16 protein-coding genes are annotated in these 19,080 nt (G+C 69.5%); 4 read left to right on the top strand and 12 right to left on the bottom strand.

The window, feature by feature from the left end:
* Positions 1 to 114 precede the first annotated feature (114 nt).
* Positions 115 to 1,839 (top strand): acyl-CoA dehydrogenase family protein, encoded by a 1,725-nt coding sequence (locus ABZ624_RS17260; protein ID WP_360088725.1) that lies wholly within the window; start codon positions 115 to 117, stop codon positions 1,837 to 1,839.
* 157 nt (positions 1,840 to 1,996) lie between these two features.
* Here ABZ624_RS17260 and ABZ624_RS17255 read toward each other — a convergent pair whose 3' ends face one another.
* Entirely contained in the window at positions 1,997 to 4,660 is a 2,664-nt protein-coding gene (locus ABZ624_RS17255) for a SpoIIE family protein phosphatase (protein WP_360088722.1), read from the bottom strand.
* 432 nt (positions 4,661 to 5,092) lie between these two features.
* Between ABZ624_RS17255 and ABZ624_RS17250 the strand changes: the two genes are divergently transcribed.
* On the top strand, positions 5,093 to 5,296 hold the full coding sequence (locus tag ABZ624_RS17250) for a cold-shock protein (RefSeq protein WP_031161015.1): 204 nt from the start codon (positions 5,093 to 5,095) through the stop codon (positions 5,294 to 5,296).
* Positions 5,297 to 5,383: 87 nt separating this feature from the next.
* Entirely contained in the window at positions 5,384 to 7,102 is a 1,719-nt protein-coding gene (locus ABZ624_RS17245; RefSeq protein WP_360088719.1) for a DEAD/DEAH box helicase, read from the top strand.
* 523 nt (positions 7,103 to 7,625) lie between these two features.
* On the opposite strand, the gene ABZ624_RS17240 is transcribed toward ABZ624_RS17245, so the two are convergent.
* The 8 genes from ABZ624_RS17240 to ABZ624_RS17205 form a co-directional block, all read right to left on the bottom strand.
* Positions 7,626 to 10,799 (bottom strand): MFS transporter, encoded by a 3,174-nt coding sequence (locus ABZ624_RS17240; protein WP_360088716.1) that lies wholly within the window; start codon positions 10,797 to 10,799, stop codon positions 7,626 to 7,628.
* Positions 10,800 to 10,855: 56 nt separating this feature from the next.
* Positions 10,856 to 11,332, bottom strand: a complete 477-nt coding sequence (locus ABZ624_RS17235) for a carbamoyltransferase C-terminal domain-containing protein (protein ID WP_360088713.1) — start codon at positions 11,330 to 11,332, stop codon at positions 10,856 to 10,858.
* The gene (locus tag ABZ624_RS17230; protein WP_360088710.1) at positions 11,329 to 11,877 is read right to left on the bottom strand and encodes a hypothetical protein; all 549 of its coding nucleotides are present in this window, start codon (positions 11,875 to 11,877) and stop codon (positions 11,329 to 11,331) included. The genes ABZ624_RS17235 and ABZ624_RS17230 overlap by 4 nt, the downstream gene beginning before the upstream one ends.
* Before the next feature lie 386 nt (positions 11,878 to 12,263).
* Positions 12,264 to 12,905, bottom strand: a complete 642-nt coding sequence (locus ABZ624_RS17225; RefSeq protein ID WP_360088706.1) for a 2OG-Fe(II) oxygenase — start codon at positions 12,903 to 12,905, stop codon at positions 12,264 to 12,266.
* A gap of 10 nt (positions 12,906 to 12,915) precedes the next feature.
* A complete protein-coding gene (locus ABZ624_RS17220; RefSeq protein ID WP_360088703.1) occupies positions 12,916 to 13,650 on the bottom strand; it encodes a tyrosine-protein phosphatase in 735 nt (244 codons plus the stop codon).
* Complete coding sequence (locus ABZ624_RS17215) at positions 13,647 to 14,771, bottom strand: pyridoxal phosphate-dependent aminotransferase (protein WP_360088700.1); 1,125 nt, start codon at positions 14,769 to 14,771, stop codon at positions 13,647 to 13,649. Before ABZ624_RS17215 ends, ABZ624_RS17220 begins: the two co-directional genes overlap by 4 nt.
* A complete protein-coding gene (locus tag ABZ624_RS17210; RefSeq protein ID WP_360088697.1) occupies positions 14,768 to 16,132 on the bottom strand; it encodes a radical SAM protein in 1,365 nt (454 codons plus the stop codon). Before ABZ624_RS17210 ends, ABZ624_RS17215 begins: the two co-directional genes overlap by 4 nt.
* Before the next feature lie 47 nt (positions 16,133 to 16,179).
* Positions 16,180 to 16,836 carry a 2OG-Fe(II) oxygenase gene (locus tag ABZ624_RS17205; protein ID WP_360088694.1) on the bottom strand — a complete coding sequence of 219 codons (657 nt, stop codon included), beginning with the start codon at positions 16,834 to 16,836 and terminating at the stop codon, positions 16,180 to 16,182.
* Positions 16,837 to 17,109: 273 nt separating this feature from the next.
* On the opposite strand from ABZ624_RS17205, the gene ABZ624_RS17200 reads away from it, so the two are divergent.
* Positions 17,110 to 17,736 carry a 2OG-Fe(II) oxygenase gene (locus ABZ624_RS17200; RefSeq protein WP_360088691.1) on the top strand — a complete coding sequence of 209 codons (627 nt, stop codon included), beginning with the start codon at positions 17,110 to 17,112 and terminating at the stop codon, positions 17,734 to 17,736.
* Positions 17,737 to 18,037: 301 nt separating this feature from the next.
* On the opposite strand, the gene ABZ624_RS17195 is transcribed toward ABZ624_RS17200, so the two are convergent.
* The 3 genes from ABZ624_RS17195 to ABZ624_RS17185 all read right to left on the bottom strand — a co-directional run bounded on the left by ABZ624_RS17195 (position 18,038) and on the right by ABZ624_RS17185 (position 19,076).
* Positions 18,038 to 18,379, bottom strand: coding sequence for a recombinase family protein (locus ABZ624_RS17195; protein WP_360088688.1), 342 nt, complete (start codon positions 18,377 to 18,379; stop codon positions 18,038 to 18,040).
* Positions 18,376 to 18,606 (bottom strand): hypothetical protein, encoded by a 231-nt coding sequence (locus tag ABZ624_RS17190; RefSeq protein ID WP_360088685.1) that lies wholly within the window; start codon positions 18,604 to 18,606, stop codon positions 18,376 to 18,378. The genes ABZ624_RS17195 and ABZ624_RS17190 overlap by 4 nt, the downstream gene beginning before the upstream one ends.
* A gap of 275 nt (positions 18,607 to 18,881) precedes the next feature.
* Positions 18,882 to 19,076 carry a ferredoxin gene (locus tag ABZ624_RS17185; protein WP_360088682.1) on the bottom strand — a complete coding sequence of 65 codons (195 nt, stop codon included), beginning with the start codon at positions 19,074 to 19,076 and terminating at the stop codon, positions 18,882 to 18,884.
* Positions 19,077 to 19,080: the final 4 nt, after the last annotated feature.

Below are 19,080 nucleotides of genomic sequence, written 5' to 3'. Positions count from 1 at the left end.
GCCGCGCCCTCCGCCGGGCCTCCCGATCCGACCGGTCCAGCCGACGGACCTCACGAATCGAATCCCACGGTCCCACCTGTCCCACCCGTCCACCAGCCGAAAGGCGTCATCCCCATGGCTGACCAGCTGCTGTTCAACCCGCGCACCTACGACCCCGCACACTTCGACCCCGAGACGCGCCGCTTGCTGCGTGCCACCGTCGACTGGTTCGAGGAGCGTGGGAAGGGGCGGCTGATCGAGGACTACCGGACCCGCGCATGGCTCGGCGACTTCCTCGCCTTCGCAGCGAAGGAGAACCTCTTCGCCACCTTCCTGACGCCGTCGTCCGCCGCGGGGGAGGGGGAACCGGACAAGCGGTGGGACACCGCCCGGATCGCCGCGCTCAACGAGATCCTGGGCTTCTACGGCCTGGACTACTGGTACGCCTGGCAGGTCACGATCCTCGGCCTGGGCCCCGTCTGGCAGAGTGACAACGCCGCCGCCCGTTCCCGCGCCGCTGAACTCCTCGCCCAGGGAGAGGTGTTCGCGTTCGGCCTGTCCGAGAAGGCCCACGGCGCCGACATCTACTCGACCGACATGCTGCTCGAGCCCGACGGCAACGGCGGCTTCCGGGCCACCGGCTCCAAGTACTACATCGGCAACGGCAACGCCGCCGGACTCGTCTCCGTCTTCGGCCGCCGTACCGATGTCGAGGGCCCCGACGGCTACGTGTTCTTCGCCGCAGACAGCCGTCACCCGGCCTACCACCTGGTCAAGAACGTCGTCGACTCCTCGAAGTTCGTCAGCGAGTTCCGCCTGGAGGAGTATCCCGTAGCGGCCGAGGACGTCCTGCACACCGGCCGTGAGGCCTTCGACGCCGCCCTCAACACCGTCAACGTCGGCAAGTTCAACCTGTGCACCGCCTCGATCGGCATCTGCGAGCACGCGATGTACGAGGCCGTCACCCACGCCCACAACCGCATCCTCTACGGCCGTCCCGTCACCAGCTTCCCGCACGTGCGGCGCGAGCTGACCGACGCGTACGTCAGGCTCGTCGGCATGAAGTTGTTCAGCGACCGTGCTGTCGACTACTTCCGCTCCGCCGGCCCCGACGACCGCCGTTACCTGCTCTTCAACCCGATGACGAAGATGAAGGTGACCACGGAGGGCGAGAAGGTCATCGACCTGATGTGGGACGTCATCGCGGCCAAGGGCTTCGAGAAGGACAACTACTTCGGCCAGGCGGCCGTGGAGATCCGCGGCCTGCCGAAGCTCGAAGGCACGGTCCACGTCAACCTGGCGCTGATCCTGAAGTTCATGCGCAGCCACCTCCTCGACCCGGTCGAGTACCCCGCCGTCCCGACCCGCCTCGACGCGGCCGACGACGACTTCCTGTTCCGGCAGGGGCCGGCTCGCGGCCTCGGCGCGGTGCGCTTCCACGACTGGCGTCCCGCCTTCGACGCGTACGCGCACCTGCCCAACGTGACCCGCTTCCGCGAACAGGCCGACGCGCTCTGCGCGTTCGTCGCCACCGCCGCCCCCGACGCGGAGCAGAGCCGCGACCTCGACCTCGTCCTCGCGGTCGGTCAGCTCTTCGCCCTCGTCGTGCACGGGCAGCTCGTCCTGGAGCAGGTCGCCCTGACCGGCCTCGACGAGGACGTGCTCGACGAACTCTTCGCCGTCCTCGTGCGGGACTTCTCCGCGCACGCCGTCGAGCTGCACGGCAAGGACTCGGCGACCGAACAGCAGCAGGACTGGGCCCTGGGTGCGGTCCGGCGGCCGGTCGTCGACGAGACACGCACGGAGCGGGTCTGGCAGCGGGTCGAGGCGCTGTCCGGCGCGTACGAGATGGCCCCGTAGACACGCCGTACGCATCACCGGTGGCCGGGCCGTGCAGGCCCGGCCACCGGTCGGTCTGGGTTCAGCAGGGGGGAACTGGCTGACGGACTTTTCCGCCACTCCCCAGGTGTGCAGTCGGCGCGCACACATGCGACGAGATGCTCCAAGACCATCGGCCTCAGAAGGCCATGTCGTCGAACAGCGCGGACATGTCCGGTGTCGAGGTGCGGCCCAGTTTCTGTTCGGCCCAGATCACCTTTCCCTGCGTGGCGTAGCGCGTACCCCAGCCGTCCGCGAACTGGGAGACGAGGAAGAGGCCTCGCCCTCCTTCGTCGGTGGTGGCCGCCCGCCGGAGCCGAGGCGAGGTGTTGCTGCCGTCCGACACCTCGCAGACGAGACCGCGGCCCAGCAGCATTCTGACGCGCACGGGCGGGGCGCCGTAGCGGATCGCGTTGGTGAGGAGTTCACTGATGATCAGTTCCGTGGCGAACGCCTGGTCCTCCAGCCCCCAGTCGGTGAGTTGTCGGCCCACCTCGCCGCGTATCGGGGACACGGCCGTCACGTCGAACGGTACGTCCCACGTCGCGACGCAGGACGGGGCGAGCAGCCGTGTCCCGGCCACCAGCAGCGCCACGTCGTCGCTGGGGTGCTCGGGCAGCATGGTCTCCACGAGGGCACCGCAGATCTCCTCCGGAGTCTCACCTGCGTGGGCGATGGCGGAGCGGAGCATCTCCATGCCCTCGTCGATGTCCCGGCCGCGGTTCTCGATCAGGCCGTCGGTGAACAGCACGAGGCGGCTGCCCTCGGCGAGGTCCAGTTCGCCTGCCTCGAAGGGATGCCCGCCCACTCCCAGCGGCGGAGACAGCGGCAGGTCGGGAAAGGTCACCCCGCCCTCAGGAGACACCACCGCGGGTGCGACATGCCCGGCGCGGGCGAAGGCGCAATGCCCCCCGACGGGGTCATAAACGGCGTAGAGACAGGTGGCGCCGGTGAGCGGAGCACGGTCGTCGTCGGCGTGCGCCGTCTGCGCGTCCAGCCGGGTCACCATCTCGTCGAGATGTCCCAGCAGCTCGTCCGGGGCCAGGTCCAGCGAGGAGAAGTTCAGCACCGCGGTCCGCAGCCGTCCCATGGTCACCGCGGCCTGCAGTCCGTGTCCCACGATGTCACCGACGACCAGTGCGACGCGGAAGCCGGGCAGGGGAATGACGTCGAACCAGTCGCCGCCGACGCCGGACTCCGCCGGCAGATAGCGCGAGGCGATCTCCAGCGCGTCCTGTTCGGGTAGGCCCAGGGGCAGCAGGCTGCTCTGCAGTGTCACGGCCATCGCGTGCTCGCGGCCGTACCGACGCGCGTTGTCGATGGCGACGGCGGCACGGGCCACGAGTTCTTCGGCTACGGCGACGTCCTCCTCCTCGAACCGGGGTGAGGTTGCGGCCCGCCAGAAGTTGGCGATGCCGAGGACCACCCCGCGTGCCCGTACCGGCACGGTGATCAGGGATTGGATGCCGTACTCCAGCGCCTGGCGAGCGCCCTGCGGGTCCTGGGCCCGCCAGTCCTGGGCGGTGCGCAGGTCCGGCACCAGGACGGCCTTGCCGCGGTTGAGTGCCGCCACCATCGGGGTGTCGGCCATGACGAACCGGATCACGTCTCCCACTGGCTGCAGGGGATGGCCGGTCCGCGCTTCGCGCAGCGCCGTGCGGCGCATCCGGTGCACGGCTCCTGTCGGCTCGTCGCCGCGAAGGACGGATTCGAGGAGTTCCACGGTGACGAAGTCGGCCAATCGGGGGACCGCCACCTCGGAGAGCTCCTCCGCCGTACGGCGTACGTCGAGTGTGGTGCCGATCCGCATACCCGCCTCATACAGGAAGGAAAGGCGTCCACGGGCGACCGCGGCCTGGCCGGACAGCGCTGTCAGCTCCGTGGTGTCGCGGAAGGTGGCGACCAGACCTGGCACCTCGCCGAACGGCGCGGTGAGCCGGATGTTCACGGCCAGCAGCCGGTCACCCGCCGGGATCACCTCATCGGAGGCGGGCTGCCCCGACACCAGCAACCGCTTCAGCGCGGGCCCCAGGGCAAGATCCGTCACCGGTCGCTGTTCGACGTCCTCGGGAAGACCCAGCAGCCGCCGTGCCTCGTCGTTGGAGAGCAGCAGGCGCCCGTCGCCGCCGACGATCAGGACTCCCTCGCGCACCGCGTGCAGCACGGCGTCGTGATGCTCGTACATCCGGGTCATCTCTGCCGGACCGAGTCCACGGGTCTGTCTGCGCAGGCGGCGGCTGACCAGTGCCGTGCCGACGGTGGCCAGCGCGAGGGCTGCCGCGGCCGCCCCGAGCAGCATGGGCAGCTGCTGGTTCAGCACATGGCCCAGCGTGGCGTACTCGATACCGGCGCTGACCATCCCCACCACACGCCTGCTCGGATCCAGCACGGGTACGACCGCGCGCACGGCGTCGGCAGGCCGGCCGTGGAACGTCTCCGTGAACGTCTCTCCCGCGGCAGCCCGGCCGACACCCTGTGCTTTCGTACCGATCAGGGCGGGGTCGGGGTCAGTGAGCCGGATCCCGCGCTTGTCCAGGACGGTGATGAAGTCGACGCCGGCCCCCTTTCTCGCCTGCTCTGCCGCCGTCTCAAGCCGTGCCGTGGGATTCGGTGACATGAGCGCCGACACCGTGCCGGGCGCGTGTGCGAAGGCTTCGGCCGCGGCCAGCGACCGGTTCTGTGCGCTGCGCTCGCCGTCGTACCGGCCCTGCACGACCAGGGCCGCGGCCGCCACCGCGACCAGTACGAGCACGACCAGTGCCTGGAGCAGAAAAACCTGCGCGGCAAGGGTTCGGACGCTCATGGAGGGCGACATGCGGCGCCTGCCGGACGGACCGGGCCCTGGCCGTCGGAAAGGACCCCATGACCACCGTGTGCCGGGTGGCGGCGCCGCTCTGGCCCATGGCCTGCGGAAACGTCCGCTCATGTCCCTTTTCTAGCACTGGGTCTCCGTGGTCGGCGAGCGGTACGGCCGCGGGCCGTGTGGTCGAGAGGCGTCAGCTGTCAGGGCTGGCCCCGAGCGCGAAGCTCCGCACCGGGCGCCACATGTGCGGGAAGTGCGGGAAGATCGTGCGTGAAGCGGCGGTCGGGCGAACTTCGCTGTGCTACCGTCTTGCTGTTGCAGTTGTGGTACCCATGAAGCTATGTGCGCCTGACGGGAATGTTTCTCCTTCGGGCGCACTGTTTGTTTTCCGGCGTCTCCGGATGGGGCCTCTGCCTACAGAAGGAGAAGGTCATGGCACAGGGAACCGTGAAGTGGTTCAACGCCGAAAAGGGTTTCGGCTTCATCGCGCAGGACGGCGGCGGCCCCGACGTCTTCGCCCACTACTCGAACATCGCGACCCAGGGCTTCCGTGAGCTGCAGGAGGGCCAGCGGGTCTCCTTCGACGTCACGCAGGGCCAGAAGGGCCCGCAGGCGGAGAACATCGTCCCCGCCTGATCGCCGGACGCGTATCCGCTCTCCGGGGTCCGCACCGTCATGGTGCGGACCCCGGTTTGTGCTGTTTCCAGGAAGGCAGACAACCGCATGTCCCGTAGGCCCCAGAAGTCCAACCGACGCGCTTCGTCACCCCGACCGTCCGCGTCGTCGTCGACGGAGTTCCGGCTGCCGGAAGGCACGACACCCGCACTTCCCGCCGTCGAGGACTTCGCCGGTCTGGACATGCCCGCGGGGCTGCTGAAGACCCTCACCGCGCAGGGCGTGACCACCCCCTTCCCCATCCAGGCCGCCACGCTGCCCAACTCGCTCGCGGGCCGTGATCTGCTGGGGCGGGGGCGCACCGGCTCCGGCAAGACCCTCGCGTTCGGGCTTGCGCTCCTGGCCCGCACCGCCGGACTGAGCGCGGAGCCCAAGGCACCCCTTGCCCTCGTGCTGGTGCCCACCCGGGAACTCGCCCAGCAGGTGACCGACGCGCTGACCCCCTACGCGACGGCGGTCAACCTCAAGCTGGCCACTGTGGTCGGCGGGCTGTCCGTCACCAAGCAGGCCGCAGCGCTCCGGCGTGGCGCCGAGGTACTCGTGGCGACTCCGGGCAGGCTCAACGACCTCGTGGAACGCGGGGACTGTGTGCTCGACCACGTACGCATCACCGTGCTGGACGAAGCCGACCAGATGACCGACATGGGCTTCCTGCCGCAGATCACCAAGCTGATCCGGCAAGTACGGCCCGACGGACAGCGCATGCTCTTCTCGGCCACCCTGGACCGCAACATCGACCGCCTGGTGCAGCAGTTCCTGACCGACCCCGTGGTGCACTCCGTGGACCCGTCCGCGGGAGCGGTGACCACCATGGAGCACCACCTGCTCCACATCCAGGACGAGACCGACAAGAAGGCCGTCACCACGCGCATCGCCGCCCGTGACGGCCGGGTCATCCTGTTCCTCGACACCAAGAGGTCCGCCGACCGTCTCACCAAGCGGCTTCTGGCCGTAGGTGTCCGCGCGGCGGCACTGCACGGAGGCCGCTCCCAGCCGCAGCGCAACCGCACCCTGGAACAGTTCAAGAACGGTCAGGTCACCGCGCTGGTGGCGACGAACGTCGCGGCCCGGGGCATACACATCGAGGACCTCGACCTGGTCGTGAACGTCGATCCCCCCACCGACCACAAGGACTACCTCCACCGGGGCGGACGCACGGCCCGCGCCGGCGGCTCCGGCAGCGTGGTCACCCTGGTCCTGCCCGACCAGAACCGGGACGTCACCCGGCTCATGTCGGACGCGGGCATCCGCCCCCGGACGGCCCGCATCAAGTCCAGCGACGCGGAACTGGCCACCATCACCGGCGCCCGTGAGCCGTCCGGCGTACCCGTCATCATCGAGGTCCCCCAGCCGGCGACACCGTCGGGGTCCCGTTCGGACCGCAAGACTGGCACGAAGCCCGGCAGACGATCCGGCCGCCGACGCGGAAACGGCGGCGGGGCCGAAGCGGCGACAGACGCTCCCGCCAGGACGGCGAGCCGGACCTCCGACCGCCGCACCGCCGCCGGGGGGACAGCGTCGGGCGGCACTTCCGCAACCGGCGGACGCGGTTCTGCCCGCCGGGCGGGTTCCGGCGGCGCCAAGGGCGGTGCCGTCAAAGCGGGCGGCCGCACGTCCGAGCGCCCGTCCGCGACCGGCGCCGCCTCCGGCAAGGCTGTCCGCGGATCCGGCCGACGGGCGGCGGCCGGCGGAGCCACGGGCGGCGCTGCCGGGACCGGCGGCCCCAACTCCGACCGCCGAGGCGGCCGCCGCAGCTCTGCCACCTAGCTACAACCACCACCGCGGACACCCCGCGCTCAAGGGCCAGCTACCCGCCAGCCGTGTCCCCAACCTCTCAGGGCAACACAACTAGGCGGGGCAGGAGGAGATGCAGTAGGAGAAGTCGTCTAGGCGAGCCCGGATCGCGGCGAGCTGATCGACTCGCTGCAAGGCCCCAGGCGCGCAGCCGCGGACCGTACGCGGCGCGCCACGTCGACCCGTCGTCGGAGAAGTCGGCGGCCATCGGCAGGTACCGGTCGGGAACTCAAGGTCGTTCCGGCCGGCCAGGACCCAGAGCGTCTCCGCGATCTGGGCGAACACGTTGTTGTTGCGCTGCGGGACGGCGAGGGCGCGCTCGCTCGGACGGTCGATGGTGACGAGCGCGCCCAGGACCTCTTTACTGTTCGCCGCCGCGAGAGGGCACGGCCGATCCGTCCCGGTCGATGGTGGTGAGCACGTCCCGCAGGGCGTCGTTGATGTCGCGACTCATGATGTGAACTCCTGAACGGTGTGCGTTCGGACGGCTGAGGGGTCAGGCCGGGTCGGCACCCGCCGGTAGCTTCGTGAGGACGTCCGGTGCGGTCGTGTGCCGGATGTCGGCGCCTAGGCTCACCAGGTCCGCGACGAGGTCGCGGTAGCCGCGGGCGAGGTGGTGGTGGTTGCGCAGCGAGGTCCGGCCCGGTACCGCGAGAGCGGCGAGAAGCAGGACCGCGGCGGCGCGCAGGTCGGTGGCGTAGAGGTCGTTGCCGGGCCGGTGCGGCGGGCAAGGGCCGTCGACGCGCAGGATCGTGTCGTCGACCGCCGTCCGCATGCCGAGTGCCGCCAGCTCCGGGACGAAGCCGAAACGGTGCTCCCAGACGGCTTCCGTGATGTAGGTGGGGCCTTCGGCGTACGCCGCCAGCAGGGCGAAGAAGGGCTGGCTGTCGCTGAACACGCCCCGCGACGCGGCGGTGAACTCCACGGGCCGCAACGGCTTCGTCAACGGGTGCACGATCACCTCGTCGGTGCCGACGTCGACGCGGACTCCCATGCGGTCCAGCAGGTCGAACTCGGGCGCGAGCGCCCGGACCGCGCGGTCGATACTCGGGCCGGTGATCCGCAGCGGTTCGTCCGCCAGCACGACGCCGGCGCAGATCCAGGTGACCACCTCGATCAAGTCGGGGATCAGCGTGAGGTCGACGGGACGGTTGAGCGACTCCGGGCCGCGGCCGTGGATCACCCACGTTTCAGGCCCGGCTATCTCGATGTCGGCGCCGAGACTGCGGAGCACGGTGACCAGATCGGTCACGTCGGGCTTGAGGTACGGGTGGTGCAGCGTGGTCGTCCCGTGCGTGACCGCGCCCATCAGCAGTGCGGTCTTGACCGCACTGCTGTAGCACGGCCCGCTCATGAGCGCTTTGTTGCGCGTGTAGTCGAGCATGTCGATGGTGCACGGCGTGAACCGCTCCGCGGTGAGCTCCACGGAACCGTCCGCAGTGAGCCGGGTGGTGACTCCGAACCGCTCCATCACGCCCAGAAGGTGCTCGACGGGCCGCCCGCGGGGTCCTTCGCCGATCAGGCAGCCGCCGCTCGCGGGCAGCCGAGCCATGCCGTTGCGGGAGATGAGGGCGGGGAGCAGGTAGAGCGAACCGTGAATCCGGCTGACGAGATCGGCCGGCAGCTCTGCACTGTCCCAAGTGGACGCGTCGAGGGTGAACGTCTCGGTCGGCCCGTCGTAGTGCGCGTTTGCCCCCGTGGCGCGGAAGAGCTCGCCCAGCACAGTGGTTTCGACGATGTCCGGGCAGTTCCTGATACGCACCGGCGCGCTCGCGGTGGCCGCGGCGGCCGCGGTGGTGACCAGGGAGTGCTTGAACCCGGAGGTTCGGACGGACCCGGAGATCCGGTTCCCGCCATGGATCTCGAGCAGCGGCTCGCCCGGGCGAGCGGGTTCTCGTTGACGTTCCTGCATGGTGATACCTCCTGCGCTGAGTAGTGAGAGGTTGGGCGAAGCGGTCTGGTGAGGGCAGGCCGTGGCCGGAATCGAGCGCAGCCACTGCCGCGCCTCCCTCGCGCTGGTCAGGTGAACGACAGTGAGGTCGGGGTGCAGATCGAGAAACGCAGCCGTCTCGGCCCGCCGGGTGGCGTGCTGGGACCAGGCCCAGCGCAGCGGGTGGCGCGGGTTGCGCAGCATCGACCGCCAGGTTTCCCGGTTGCCGTGCCACAGCTGCCGACCGGTGGCGGCCCGGACCACCGAGCGCCGCAGTACGCGGCTCATGACTGTTCGGCGGGGCAGGTCGAGCCAGACGAACGTGTCGGCGCGATCGCCGAGCAAGTCACCGACGACCCAGTGGTACTGGGCGTCGCAGATCCACGACGGCGTCCGCGTGACGCGCTCCACGTCGCTCTCGAACTCCGCGCGGCGGGTCCACCCGGGCCCGTGGTAGAGCGCGTCCATTTCGATGTGGCGGATGCCCAGCACCCCGGCGAGGGCCGCGGCCAGAGTTGTCTTGCCCGCGCCGGAAATTCCGCCGATGACGATCCGCTGCATCGGCCCCGGCTCGGGCGCCGCCACCGGCCGGGTCGGCCGCGTGAGAAACCCGACCGCCGGAATCGTCACCGCGCAGACAACAGCCAGGCCGACCCACAGGACGGTGTTCCCCTGTGCCAGCAGTGCCGTCCCGGCCGCGGGAGCGACTGCGCCCGCGATTCCGAAGGACGTCTGGAAGGTCGCGTTGTAGCGACCTTCCAGACCGACCGGGGCGGCGGTGTTCGCCATCGTGGTGACGACCGGGGCGAACAACGCATCGCCGAGCGTGCCGACCAGCGCTGCGCAGAGTACAACCACGGTCGTGGCCGGCCCCGCCCAGCCGGTCGCCGCCATGACGAGGACCGACAGTCCGAAAAGGCCGGTCGCCAGGCGCAGTGCCCGCGGGGCGGAGACGCGCCGCGCGTAGGCGACCGCGGGCCGCCGAGCCACGGCCATCGACACACAGGCAACGGCGATCACCACCCCCGGCACCCACGACGGCTGCCCCAGCACCACGATGGCGACCACCGGGAGCATCGCCGTCAGGCAGTCGGAGATGAACGCCAGCGCGAGCGTCAGCAGGCACAACCGCAGGAAGCCGGGGTCGTCACGAAGGTCGCGCCACCGCCACGCTCGCCTGTCAGCCGAGGACTGGGCTTCGGGGGAGGCCCGGACGTGCCGGCGCACTGTGAGCACCAGGACCATGGCCGCCACGTAGGTCAGGCCGTTGACGTAGGCGACCATGTGCAGGCCTGTGGTGCTGCCGATCAGCAGCCCGCCGGCGGTCGCGCCGATCGCGCCGCCGACCGCCCACCCGATGACCTTCAGCACGCTCGACGTGCTCAGCACACCGATGAGCGCGTCGGCCGGGACCAACCGGGCCAGAAGCGGTGTACTGGCCGTCCAGAACAGCCGGTCCGCGGCCGCCGCGACGACGGCGAGCGCGCCGACCTCCCACGTGGCGGAGACGAAGGGGAACAGCGCGAAGACCGCGGTGCGCACGGCGTAGCTCAGGGCGGCCGCGTTCGCCGGACCCCACCGGTCCACCAACAGGCCGTTCACCGGTCCCGCCAGGAGGCCGAGGAGCCCGCCGATCGTCAGTGCGAGACCGACGTCTGCCAGGGAAAGGTGCTGCCCCTGGGTGAAGAAGATCAGCGCGACGGGGGTCCACAAGCCGTTGCCCACGCAGTCGATGGTCATGGCCAGCAGGTAGGTGCGTTTCCCGGGCGATTCACGTCCCCGGCGCACCCGGCTGATCACGGCGTCTCCGATTCGGTACCGACGCGCTGGTACAGCTTGCCTTCGCTCCAGACCCGGTCGACCCCGCCCCAGGCCGTGACGGAGGTGACGTCGGGGAAGAAGCCGCTGCCGTCGAGGTTCGCGCAGGTGTTGCACAGTATGTGCGGGTCCGGCGTGCCCGGGTCGAAGATCGCCGGGGCCTCGTTGACGAGGCAGATCGGTGCGACCGGCCGGAAGTGCTCACGGTACTTGAGGTCGTTCGGCCGGTCCTTGATCCGCGGTGAGGTCGCCGCGGCGAGAACGCTGCGCCCGCCCAGCTCCGCCCGGCCGTTGAGCACGACGACCGGTTCGCCGGTCTCGTGCAGGACCCGGGCCAGTTCCGCCGTCGTGCACGGTGCCGAGGTCCCGCCCTCCGGCACCTCGGTGGTAGGCAGCAGTGTCGGGCCGCTTCGCACGTTCCGCTCGATCGCCTCGATGCCGGTGTGGCGGATCATCCCAAGCTCCACTTGGTGTTCAGGGCACGGCCGCCGGCGAAGCAGAGGTTGAACCTCGCGAGCACGTCCCCGTCGGAGTGGCCGGAGCCGGACAGCCGGGTGCGGGCGGCGTCGAAGAAACGGTGCAGGACAGGCATGGACGGCTCGGCCGGGCTGCCGGACCCGCCGACCGAGTGGCGGAACCGCAGGGCGCGCTCCGGCTCCGACTCGCCGTCGAGCTCGTCGTCGAACACCTCGGACAGCAGCGTCACGATCGACTTGTGGACCTTGCCGAGCGCGAGGTACGCCATCAGGTCCCCGGACACGGAAAGGGCATCGACGCGGTCGGACCGCAGCTCCCGTCGGACGACCACGTCCGACGCCACCTCTCGGTCGCGGGTCCCGACCGTGCCCGGGACAGCGCCTTCGCCGCCGTTGACCACCCACTCGTCGACGTCTTCGGTCCGGAAACCGAAGTCCGCCGGCACCGAGGTCACCACGCGCAGGTCCGGGATCGCGCTGTGGCTGGGGTTGTCGGCCGGCTTCTCCATCTCGACGCTGAACACGAGGCGGGGCCATCGTCCACCAAAGCGATGGCGCCGTCATGAGTGAGACTAAGTCCGCACACGATCACGATCGAACGCTTCTTTCGTCGGGTAGGAGAGGGTGCCGAGGTCATCGGCCAGGCGGGGTGGCGGTCGGCAGCACCGTCGAACCGCACGTGGGAGAACCCGGCCCCGGGCGGGCCCGGTGCGATGCAGGTGACGACGTGCCCGTGCCCTTGCTCGACCAACCCGGGGAGCACGGCCGAGGTGACGTTGCGGCCAGGACTCGCGCCACCTGACGGCCTGAGCCGGACGAAATGCCCGTCACGACTACCGCGCCGCGTCGGCCTTCTGCCATGGTTCTCATCCCACCGAGGTCGTCCCGTCGCGGGTTCGGATCCGCCGGGTCACGGGCGGATGAAATGGACGAGCAATGCCAGCCGGTCCACGGGACAGGTCTCGGCGACCGGCGGGACGCCGTGCCAAGACCGGTCCGAACGGACGAGCACGACGGACGTTCCGGTGGTCGGCAGCACCCGCTTCGCGCAGTCGTCCATGTCGGCACTGCGGAGCAGGCGGAGATCGCCGCTCCAGTCCGCATTCCACCCGTCGTTGAAGTAGAAGAGGTGTGTCACCGCCTTGTCCGGGCGGTCGGTGTGTGGCTCAATCCAGCAACCACGGGCATAGCGGGTCATGCGAGCCTCGACCAGGCACTGGTCCAAGGACACGTCGGTGAGCGCGGACACCGCCTCGCGGTAGGACTTCGAAACGATGTCCTCGACGAGCAGCTGCCAACTCGCGGGGAGCGCGCGCACTTGGTCCTTGTCGACCACACCGGCAGTGACGAGGTTGCGGTTGAACATCCGGTACTGCTTGTCGGACCGGGTCACTTCCGTGCGCTCCGACTGCGCGAAGCCGACATCGCTGAATTCGCTGCGCAGGTTCTCGGCGATGTCGCCCGTGACGAACGAGCGAGGGATCACGGCGTGGCCGAACGGATCCTGCTCGAGCTCGGTCCGGCTGATGGTCTCGATGTCGACGAGGGACACTTCTTATTCCTCACAGGTGAACGGGGTGGGTGAACGCGCTGGCGACACTGCGCAGCCGGGTTTCCTCCTGGAGGCCGTGGAGCATGAGCAGCCGGGCGACGCTGCCGTGATCGGCTTCGATTCCGGCAATCAGCGCCTGCATCGTCGCCGCCGGCGTGGAGGTCCGCAGCCGCAGCTGCGCGAGTGTGTCCGTGCGGGTCCAGTTGGGGCGAGGATCACCACTCCGCAATGCGCGGTAGGCGCGGGCGGTCAGGGCGTAGTCCCGGGCGACGTCTGCCGTGCGCACCCCCAGCGCCCGCAGGACCAGGGCGCTGACGACACCGGTGCGGTCCTTGCCCATCGCGCAGCAGATGTAGAGGGGAACCTCCGCCTCGTCGGCGAGCAGGCCCACGATCTCCGCGGCGACCGGCGCCGCTCTGGCCAGCATGTCGCGGTAATTCGCGAGGTAGTCGCTGGGCAGCGGCCGCAGATTACCCCGGATCCGGCTCATGTCGCCGGCCACGGGACGGGGCAGCACGGTCGCACCGGTGCACTCAGGCCCCCGGTACTGTCGGCGTTCGTCGTCCAATCGCAGATCGATGACCGTGCGAATGCCCAGGTTGCCGATCGCCGGCGCCGTCTCCGGTGACGGTGCCGGCCCTCGGACGAGGATGCCCCGCCGGAGGTACCCTCTGCCAGGACCGCGCAGCCCTCCCAGGTCGCGCACGTTGGGCAGGCCCGGGACCGTGATCTTCCGGGTGCTCATGCCACCTCTCCGCGGTACCAGCCGCCCAGGGCGGCGACAACGTGACGGACGACGGGCTGGTTCGCGACCGCGATGCGGACCGCAGCGGGGAGCCCCGGCGCGCCCGACAGGTCCCGTACGACGACGCCCTGGTCCAGGAGGTACCGGCTCGCGGCCATGGCGGCTGTCCGGTCGGGGACGTCCCAGGTCACGAAGTTTCCGCCGCTCGGCCGGGCGTGCCAGCCGGGCACCGCGCGCTGGACCTCGGTCGCGAAATGCTCCCGCAGCTGTCGCACGTCGGCCCAGATCTTGGTGAAGACGGCCTGTTCCTGCAGCGAACGCTGTAGCAGCGCGAGCGCGAGAGTGGAGACCGAGCCTTCCGGATCAAGGTCGAACAGGTGGCGGGCGATCGCCGGGTGCGCGATCGTCACCGCGATTCGGGCGCCTGACAGCCCGTAGCACTTGGAGAACGTGTTGACGCGGACGACGTGGCGCAGACCGGCGAGCTCGCGCACGAGCTCTTCGCCGCCTTCGGTGAACGCCAAGTAGGCGGTGTCCACGATCAGGAGACTGCCGTGCTCCGCCACGGCGGCGGCCAACTCGGCCAGCTCCTCCGCGCCGTGTACCTGCCCGGTGAAGCTGTGCGGTGTGGTGACGACGACGAACGCCGGCGCTCCTGCGTACAGCCGCCGTGCGAGGTCACGGAGGTTGAACAGCCTGGTCTCGGGATCCGGGGCGACGGGGTCGAGGACACAACCCGAGATCGCCGCGAACTTCGCCCACCCGTCGAAGTTCGGCTGGTGGAGAACGATCCGCGACACCCCCGGGAACGCCCGGGTCAGCAGGTTCAACCCGGGATCGCTGCCCGCGGTGAGGACGAGGGAATCGACGTCCACACCGAACCGGTCGGCCAGCGTGCTGTAGACCGGTTGCAGGATGGGGTAGGTCAGCACGTCGTTCGGGTCGAACGCCGCCAGCGTGGCCCGGTGCACCGCCGCGGCCCGACTGTCGAGCAGCCCGCAGCTCTTGAGGTTGATTTCGTTGGGGATCCGGATACGCCGGTTGCGGAACCGACCGGTGCTTTCCCGCCGGAAAGGGGAACTCGCCCGTTCCCGCGCCGTCACGAGCGTCTCGTCGGTCATGCCGGGCGCAGGGCCGGGCCGGCGGTGCGGGCGGGGATGTTCTCGAACACCTGCGTGACATCCGGCTGGCTGCCGAAGATGATGTCGTAGCCGCGGGCCAGCTCGTCGTCGGTCAGCGTGTGGGTGCCTGGCACGAACAGTTGCCGGTTGAACGCGGCCATCTCGTGGTCGAGGAGGTCCGGGCGGGCCTCTTCCCAGGGGGCGTATACGGTCGGCCGGGCGCGGCCGCCGCGTTCCTGGACGGCTTCAATGGTCCGCTCGGCACCCTCGATCGTGGTGCCGGGCAACCCGACGATGACGAAGCAGTTCAGCTCGATGCCCGACTCCGTGCACCAGGCCGAAAGCCGGTCGAGGTCCATTGCGGACTTCTGCTTCGGCCGGGGCAGCGACGAGCTTTCCTCCGGGTCGAGCGTCTCCAGCCCGACGCTGATCCGGATGCAGCCGGCCGCACCCATTGATCGGATCAAACCTTCGCTGAGGTGGTGGATCGTCGTCGCGCACTTCCACGGGTACGGGGACCCGCGGCCGATCAGCTCCTGGCAGAGCTCCTCCATCCACTTCTTGTCCAGAGTGAACGTCGGCGCGTAGAACGCCACGTACTCGAACGGTGCCGCATCGAAGGACTCTTCGATGTACTGGATCGTCCGCTCGACCGTGAGCCGCCGTTCCTTCTTTGTGAAGATGAGCGGCACCTCGCAGTAGGAGCAGCCGATCGGGCACCCGCGAGCCGCGGGTACGACCAGTTCGCGACGGCGCGGGATGCCACAGAACTTGTTGGCGTCGTCGAAGTAGAGAGTGTCGTAGAGCGCGTGAGGAATCTCGTCGGGTGTGGGCAGGTACCAATCTTCCGCCGGGAGCAAGTCACCACGGCGAGTCGGAGCGACCCAGGAGCCGTCGCGACGCAGGTGGACCCCCGCGGCTTCGGTCGCACGGTCGCGGAAGGTCTCGATCGCGGCGCCGACGCCGGCCTCGAAGTCACCGTTCTCCACGATCGCGTCGATGTCAAAGCGCTCGAAGTAGCGGGGGTTGACCCCGGACAGCCTGCCGAACGTGACGATCGAGGTGTTCGGGTTCAACGCCTTGGCGTAGGCGACGAACCGGCGGAACCCGTCGATGCCGTCGAACTCGTTCATCACGGCGATCACGTCGTACCGCTCCTGGAAGAGCTTGTTGCCGAGGTCCTTCCACGTCAGTCGCTCGACACTGGCGTCGATCGTGGTCACCTGCGCGCCGGGATAGATGGCGCGCAGGTGACCGGCGACCTGGTAGAGCGCGAGGTGGTGCCCCGCGTTGAAGTAGCTGAGCACCTGCGGTGGCCAGATCACGAGGATCTTCCCGGGCTCATCCAAGATCTTTGCCATGTGTGGTCCTTTCGGTTCCAGCACCGTGGGTGCCAGGCGCCGGACAGTCAGTTCTGCGGCCGGTATGCGGAGCCGGCGAGCCCGGTGGTCAGCCAGTACTCGATCTGGACCGTGATCCGCTCGGTCCCATCCGGGTGCTCGATCCTGGAGACCGCGTGCCAGGACTTGTCGGTGGGAGGGAAGGCGAGCAGTTGGCCGCCGACAGGGCTGATCTCCTCCGTCGGGCCCGAGCGAGGAGATTCGAAGATCTGGAACTGCCCGCCGGCCTCGACCGGCCAGTCGCGGTTCAGGTAGAGGATCACGGTGATCGCTTTGGTCGGCTTGTCCTTGTGCACCGACAGGTAGTCGCCGTTGCGGTGGGTGTAGAGGCCGATGCTGCGCTGCAGGCCGGCCAGCTTGATCCCGGTCGCCTCTTCGAGCCAGGTCGTGAATTCCGCACCGCGCAGGTCTTCCACGAGGTCGCGCCAGATGGCCGGCAGGCGCGGGAACACGGGGGCGTCCTTTTCGAGGACGACGAGATCCACGAGGTTCATCCGATACTGCTTTTCGTGTCGCGGGTCTTCGACCGCGATCTCCGCGACGTCGGCGGTCGGCATGGTGGAGAGCAACTGTTCGAGTTGATCGCCACTGAGCAGGTCACGGCCGCGGAAGAGCTGGAACGGCTGGGTGCGTTCCTCCAGAGCCGAGTCGAGCGTCAGCACCACAGTGCCTCCTTGGGGTTGATGCGGGATTCTCAGGACGGCCGGTCGGCGGCCAGGAATCGATCTGGCCATAGCCTGTACGCGGTCCCCTGCCGACGCCTTGTCGATCCGCTGCCCGGCCGCTGTCGGTGACTTGCAGCCGCTGCCACGGATCCGCAAGGTCTTCGCAATCCGGTGCGCCATCGCACGGCAAGCGCGACGACGACACTGGCAGGGCAGCCCTGATATCCGAACAGGTGCACAAGCCGACGGACGGACCGCTGAAAGGTGCGACTCTTGATCAACCTGGACGCCCGGCTCGAGACCTGCGATCACCCTTTCCGGCATTTCCGCGGGGCCGGTCTTCTCTCTGCGCGCAGCCTGGCCGACCTCAACGCCACCGCACCGGATCCGGACCTGTTCAAGCGAATAGACACGTCGACTGGCGACGTCCGGCGTCGCTACCGCTCGTCCGTCCTGCCGTTGGCCGACAACAAGAGCGGGCTCACACCCGATCTGGACGTACTGGCGCCGCCTTGGCGCGAACTGGTTACCGATCTGCTGTCCGACGAGTTCACCGGCTGGATTCGACGCGAGACCGGGGTGGACACCACCGGGCTTCATCGCAGGAGCGAGATTTTTCGCCACTACGACGGTGACTTCGAGGATCTCAGCACCGGCAAGCTTCACAAGAAGCTGTATGTATCACTTCACGTCAATGAGAACTGGCCGAGCGACGGCGGCGGAGAATGGGAGTTCTGGTCCGGTCCGGACAAGTCGGCCGGCCCCGCCTCGACGATGTCACCGGCCGGGGGCACCGCCTGGCTCTATTCGGCCTCGACCTCGTCCTGGCACCAAATGGCGCCGGTCAGCGAGGGGCGAGGCCTGGTGCGGCAGTGGGTCTCCGTGTCCTTCTTCGCCTAGACGGCGAACTCCGGGAGCAGCGGACCGATGAGGTGCCGGACCGGTGGAAGGCGTCCCCCCGATATCGGAGCTGCTGTCCGCATAGGACGGGGCCCGCAACGCCGAGCAGTAGGGGACGGCCGGGGGCAATCTCTCCGCGAAGACTGACTTCCGCAGCTCGACACCGCTCCACCTCGTCGGGTTCCTCGGCCCGCCCGGCCGCCCGAAGGGACTGGGCGAGCAGGGCGAGATGCAGCAGAGACCGCGTGAGTGCGCCGATCCTCGACAACTCACCCATGCCGTGCTTCATCATGAGCTGGTGTCAGCCCCGGCCGGTCCGCGCCAGCCGGGACATCTCCACCCCCACCACCAGCCCGACCCTGCCCAAGGTCACCTCGGTCACCAGCTTGGCGAACCCCGTCCGGGGCTCGGCGACCGCCGCCGAGCAGCCCAGGTCGTCGTCGATCACCTCCACCCTCGAACGGGCCCAGCCCAGCACGACGGCCCGCTCGATCAGCCGGTACGGCATCCGCGTGGACTCGGCGTGCTCAACCACCTGCTGGCGGGTGGACTGAGGGACGTAGACCACGGCCGCCCGGTCCAGATGGCTGGAGCGGAACTTGTCCTGAGACCGGCCCCACGGCGGCAGCAACTTCGCGTTCACCTCTCCCGCCCCCATCCTGGCTCCGGCGCGTCGCCGCGCGCCGCCCAGGCCGCCGGCAGACGCACCGTCAGCTCCCGCCGCGCGGCGGGCAGCGTCGCCCACACTGCGGTCAAAGGGCTGGACGTCGGGGTCGGACACCGCACCCCACCCCCTGCCGCATCCGCCAGGGCGGCCCCGGTCTGGTCCTGCGCTCCCAGCACCCGGACGGCGTCGAACAAGAGGTCCACGCGTTCTTCCTGGTGCACCACGCGATCCGGGACCTGATGCACCAGGCCGCCCGGCGGTCCGATCGCGATCCGGGCCGCCTCTTTTTCACCACTCTGCGTGAGATCGGCGAACGTCTCCTGGAGCCCCGGCGGTTGCGTGCTAACCCCCGCGTGATCAAACGCAAGGTGTCCAACTGGGCGCTGAAGCGCGCCGAGTACCGCGCTCCGCCGCGACCCGACGCTCCGATCGTCGACATGGTGGTAGGAGATTCAGCCCGGCCGGCCGCCGGAGACGGTCACTCCTTGTCGGTCCGGATGGCCAATGAGGGGCACAGGTTGACCGCCTGCCGGACGGCCGGCTGGTCCCCCTCGGCCGGATCCACCGTCAGCGGCGCGACCAGTCCGTCGTCGTCCTGATCGAAGACGGCGGGCGCGGCCAGCACGCATTGGCCGGCGCCGACGCACTGGTCCCTGTCCGCGGTGATATGCATGGGT

The organism is Streptomyces sp. NPDC007205, assembly GCF_040634095.1.
GTDB lineage: Bacteria > Actinomycetota > Actinomycetes > Streptomycetales > Streptomycetaceae > Streptomyces.
This window is presented reverse-complemented; position numbering and strand designations above follow the sequence as displayed.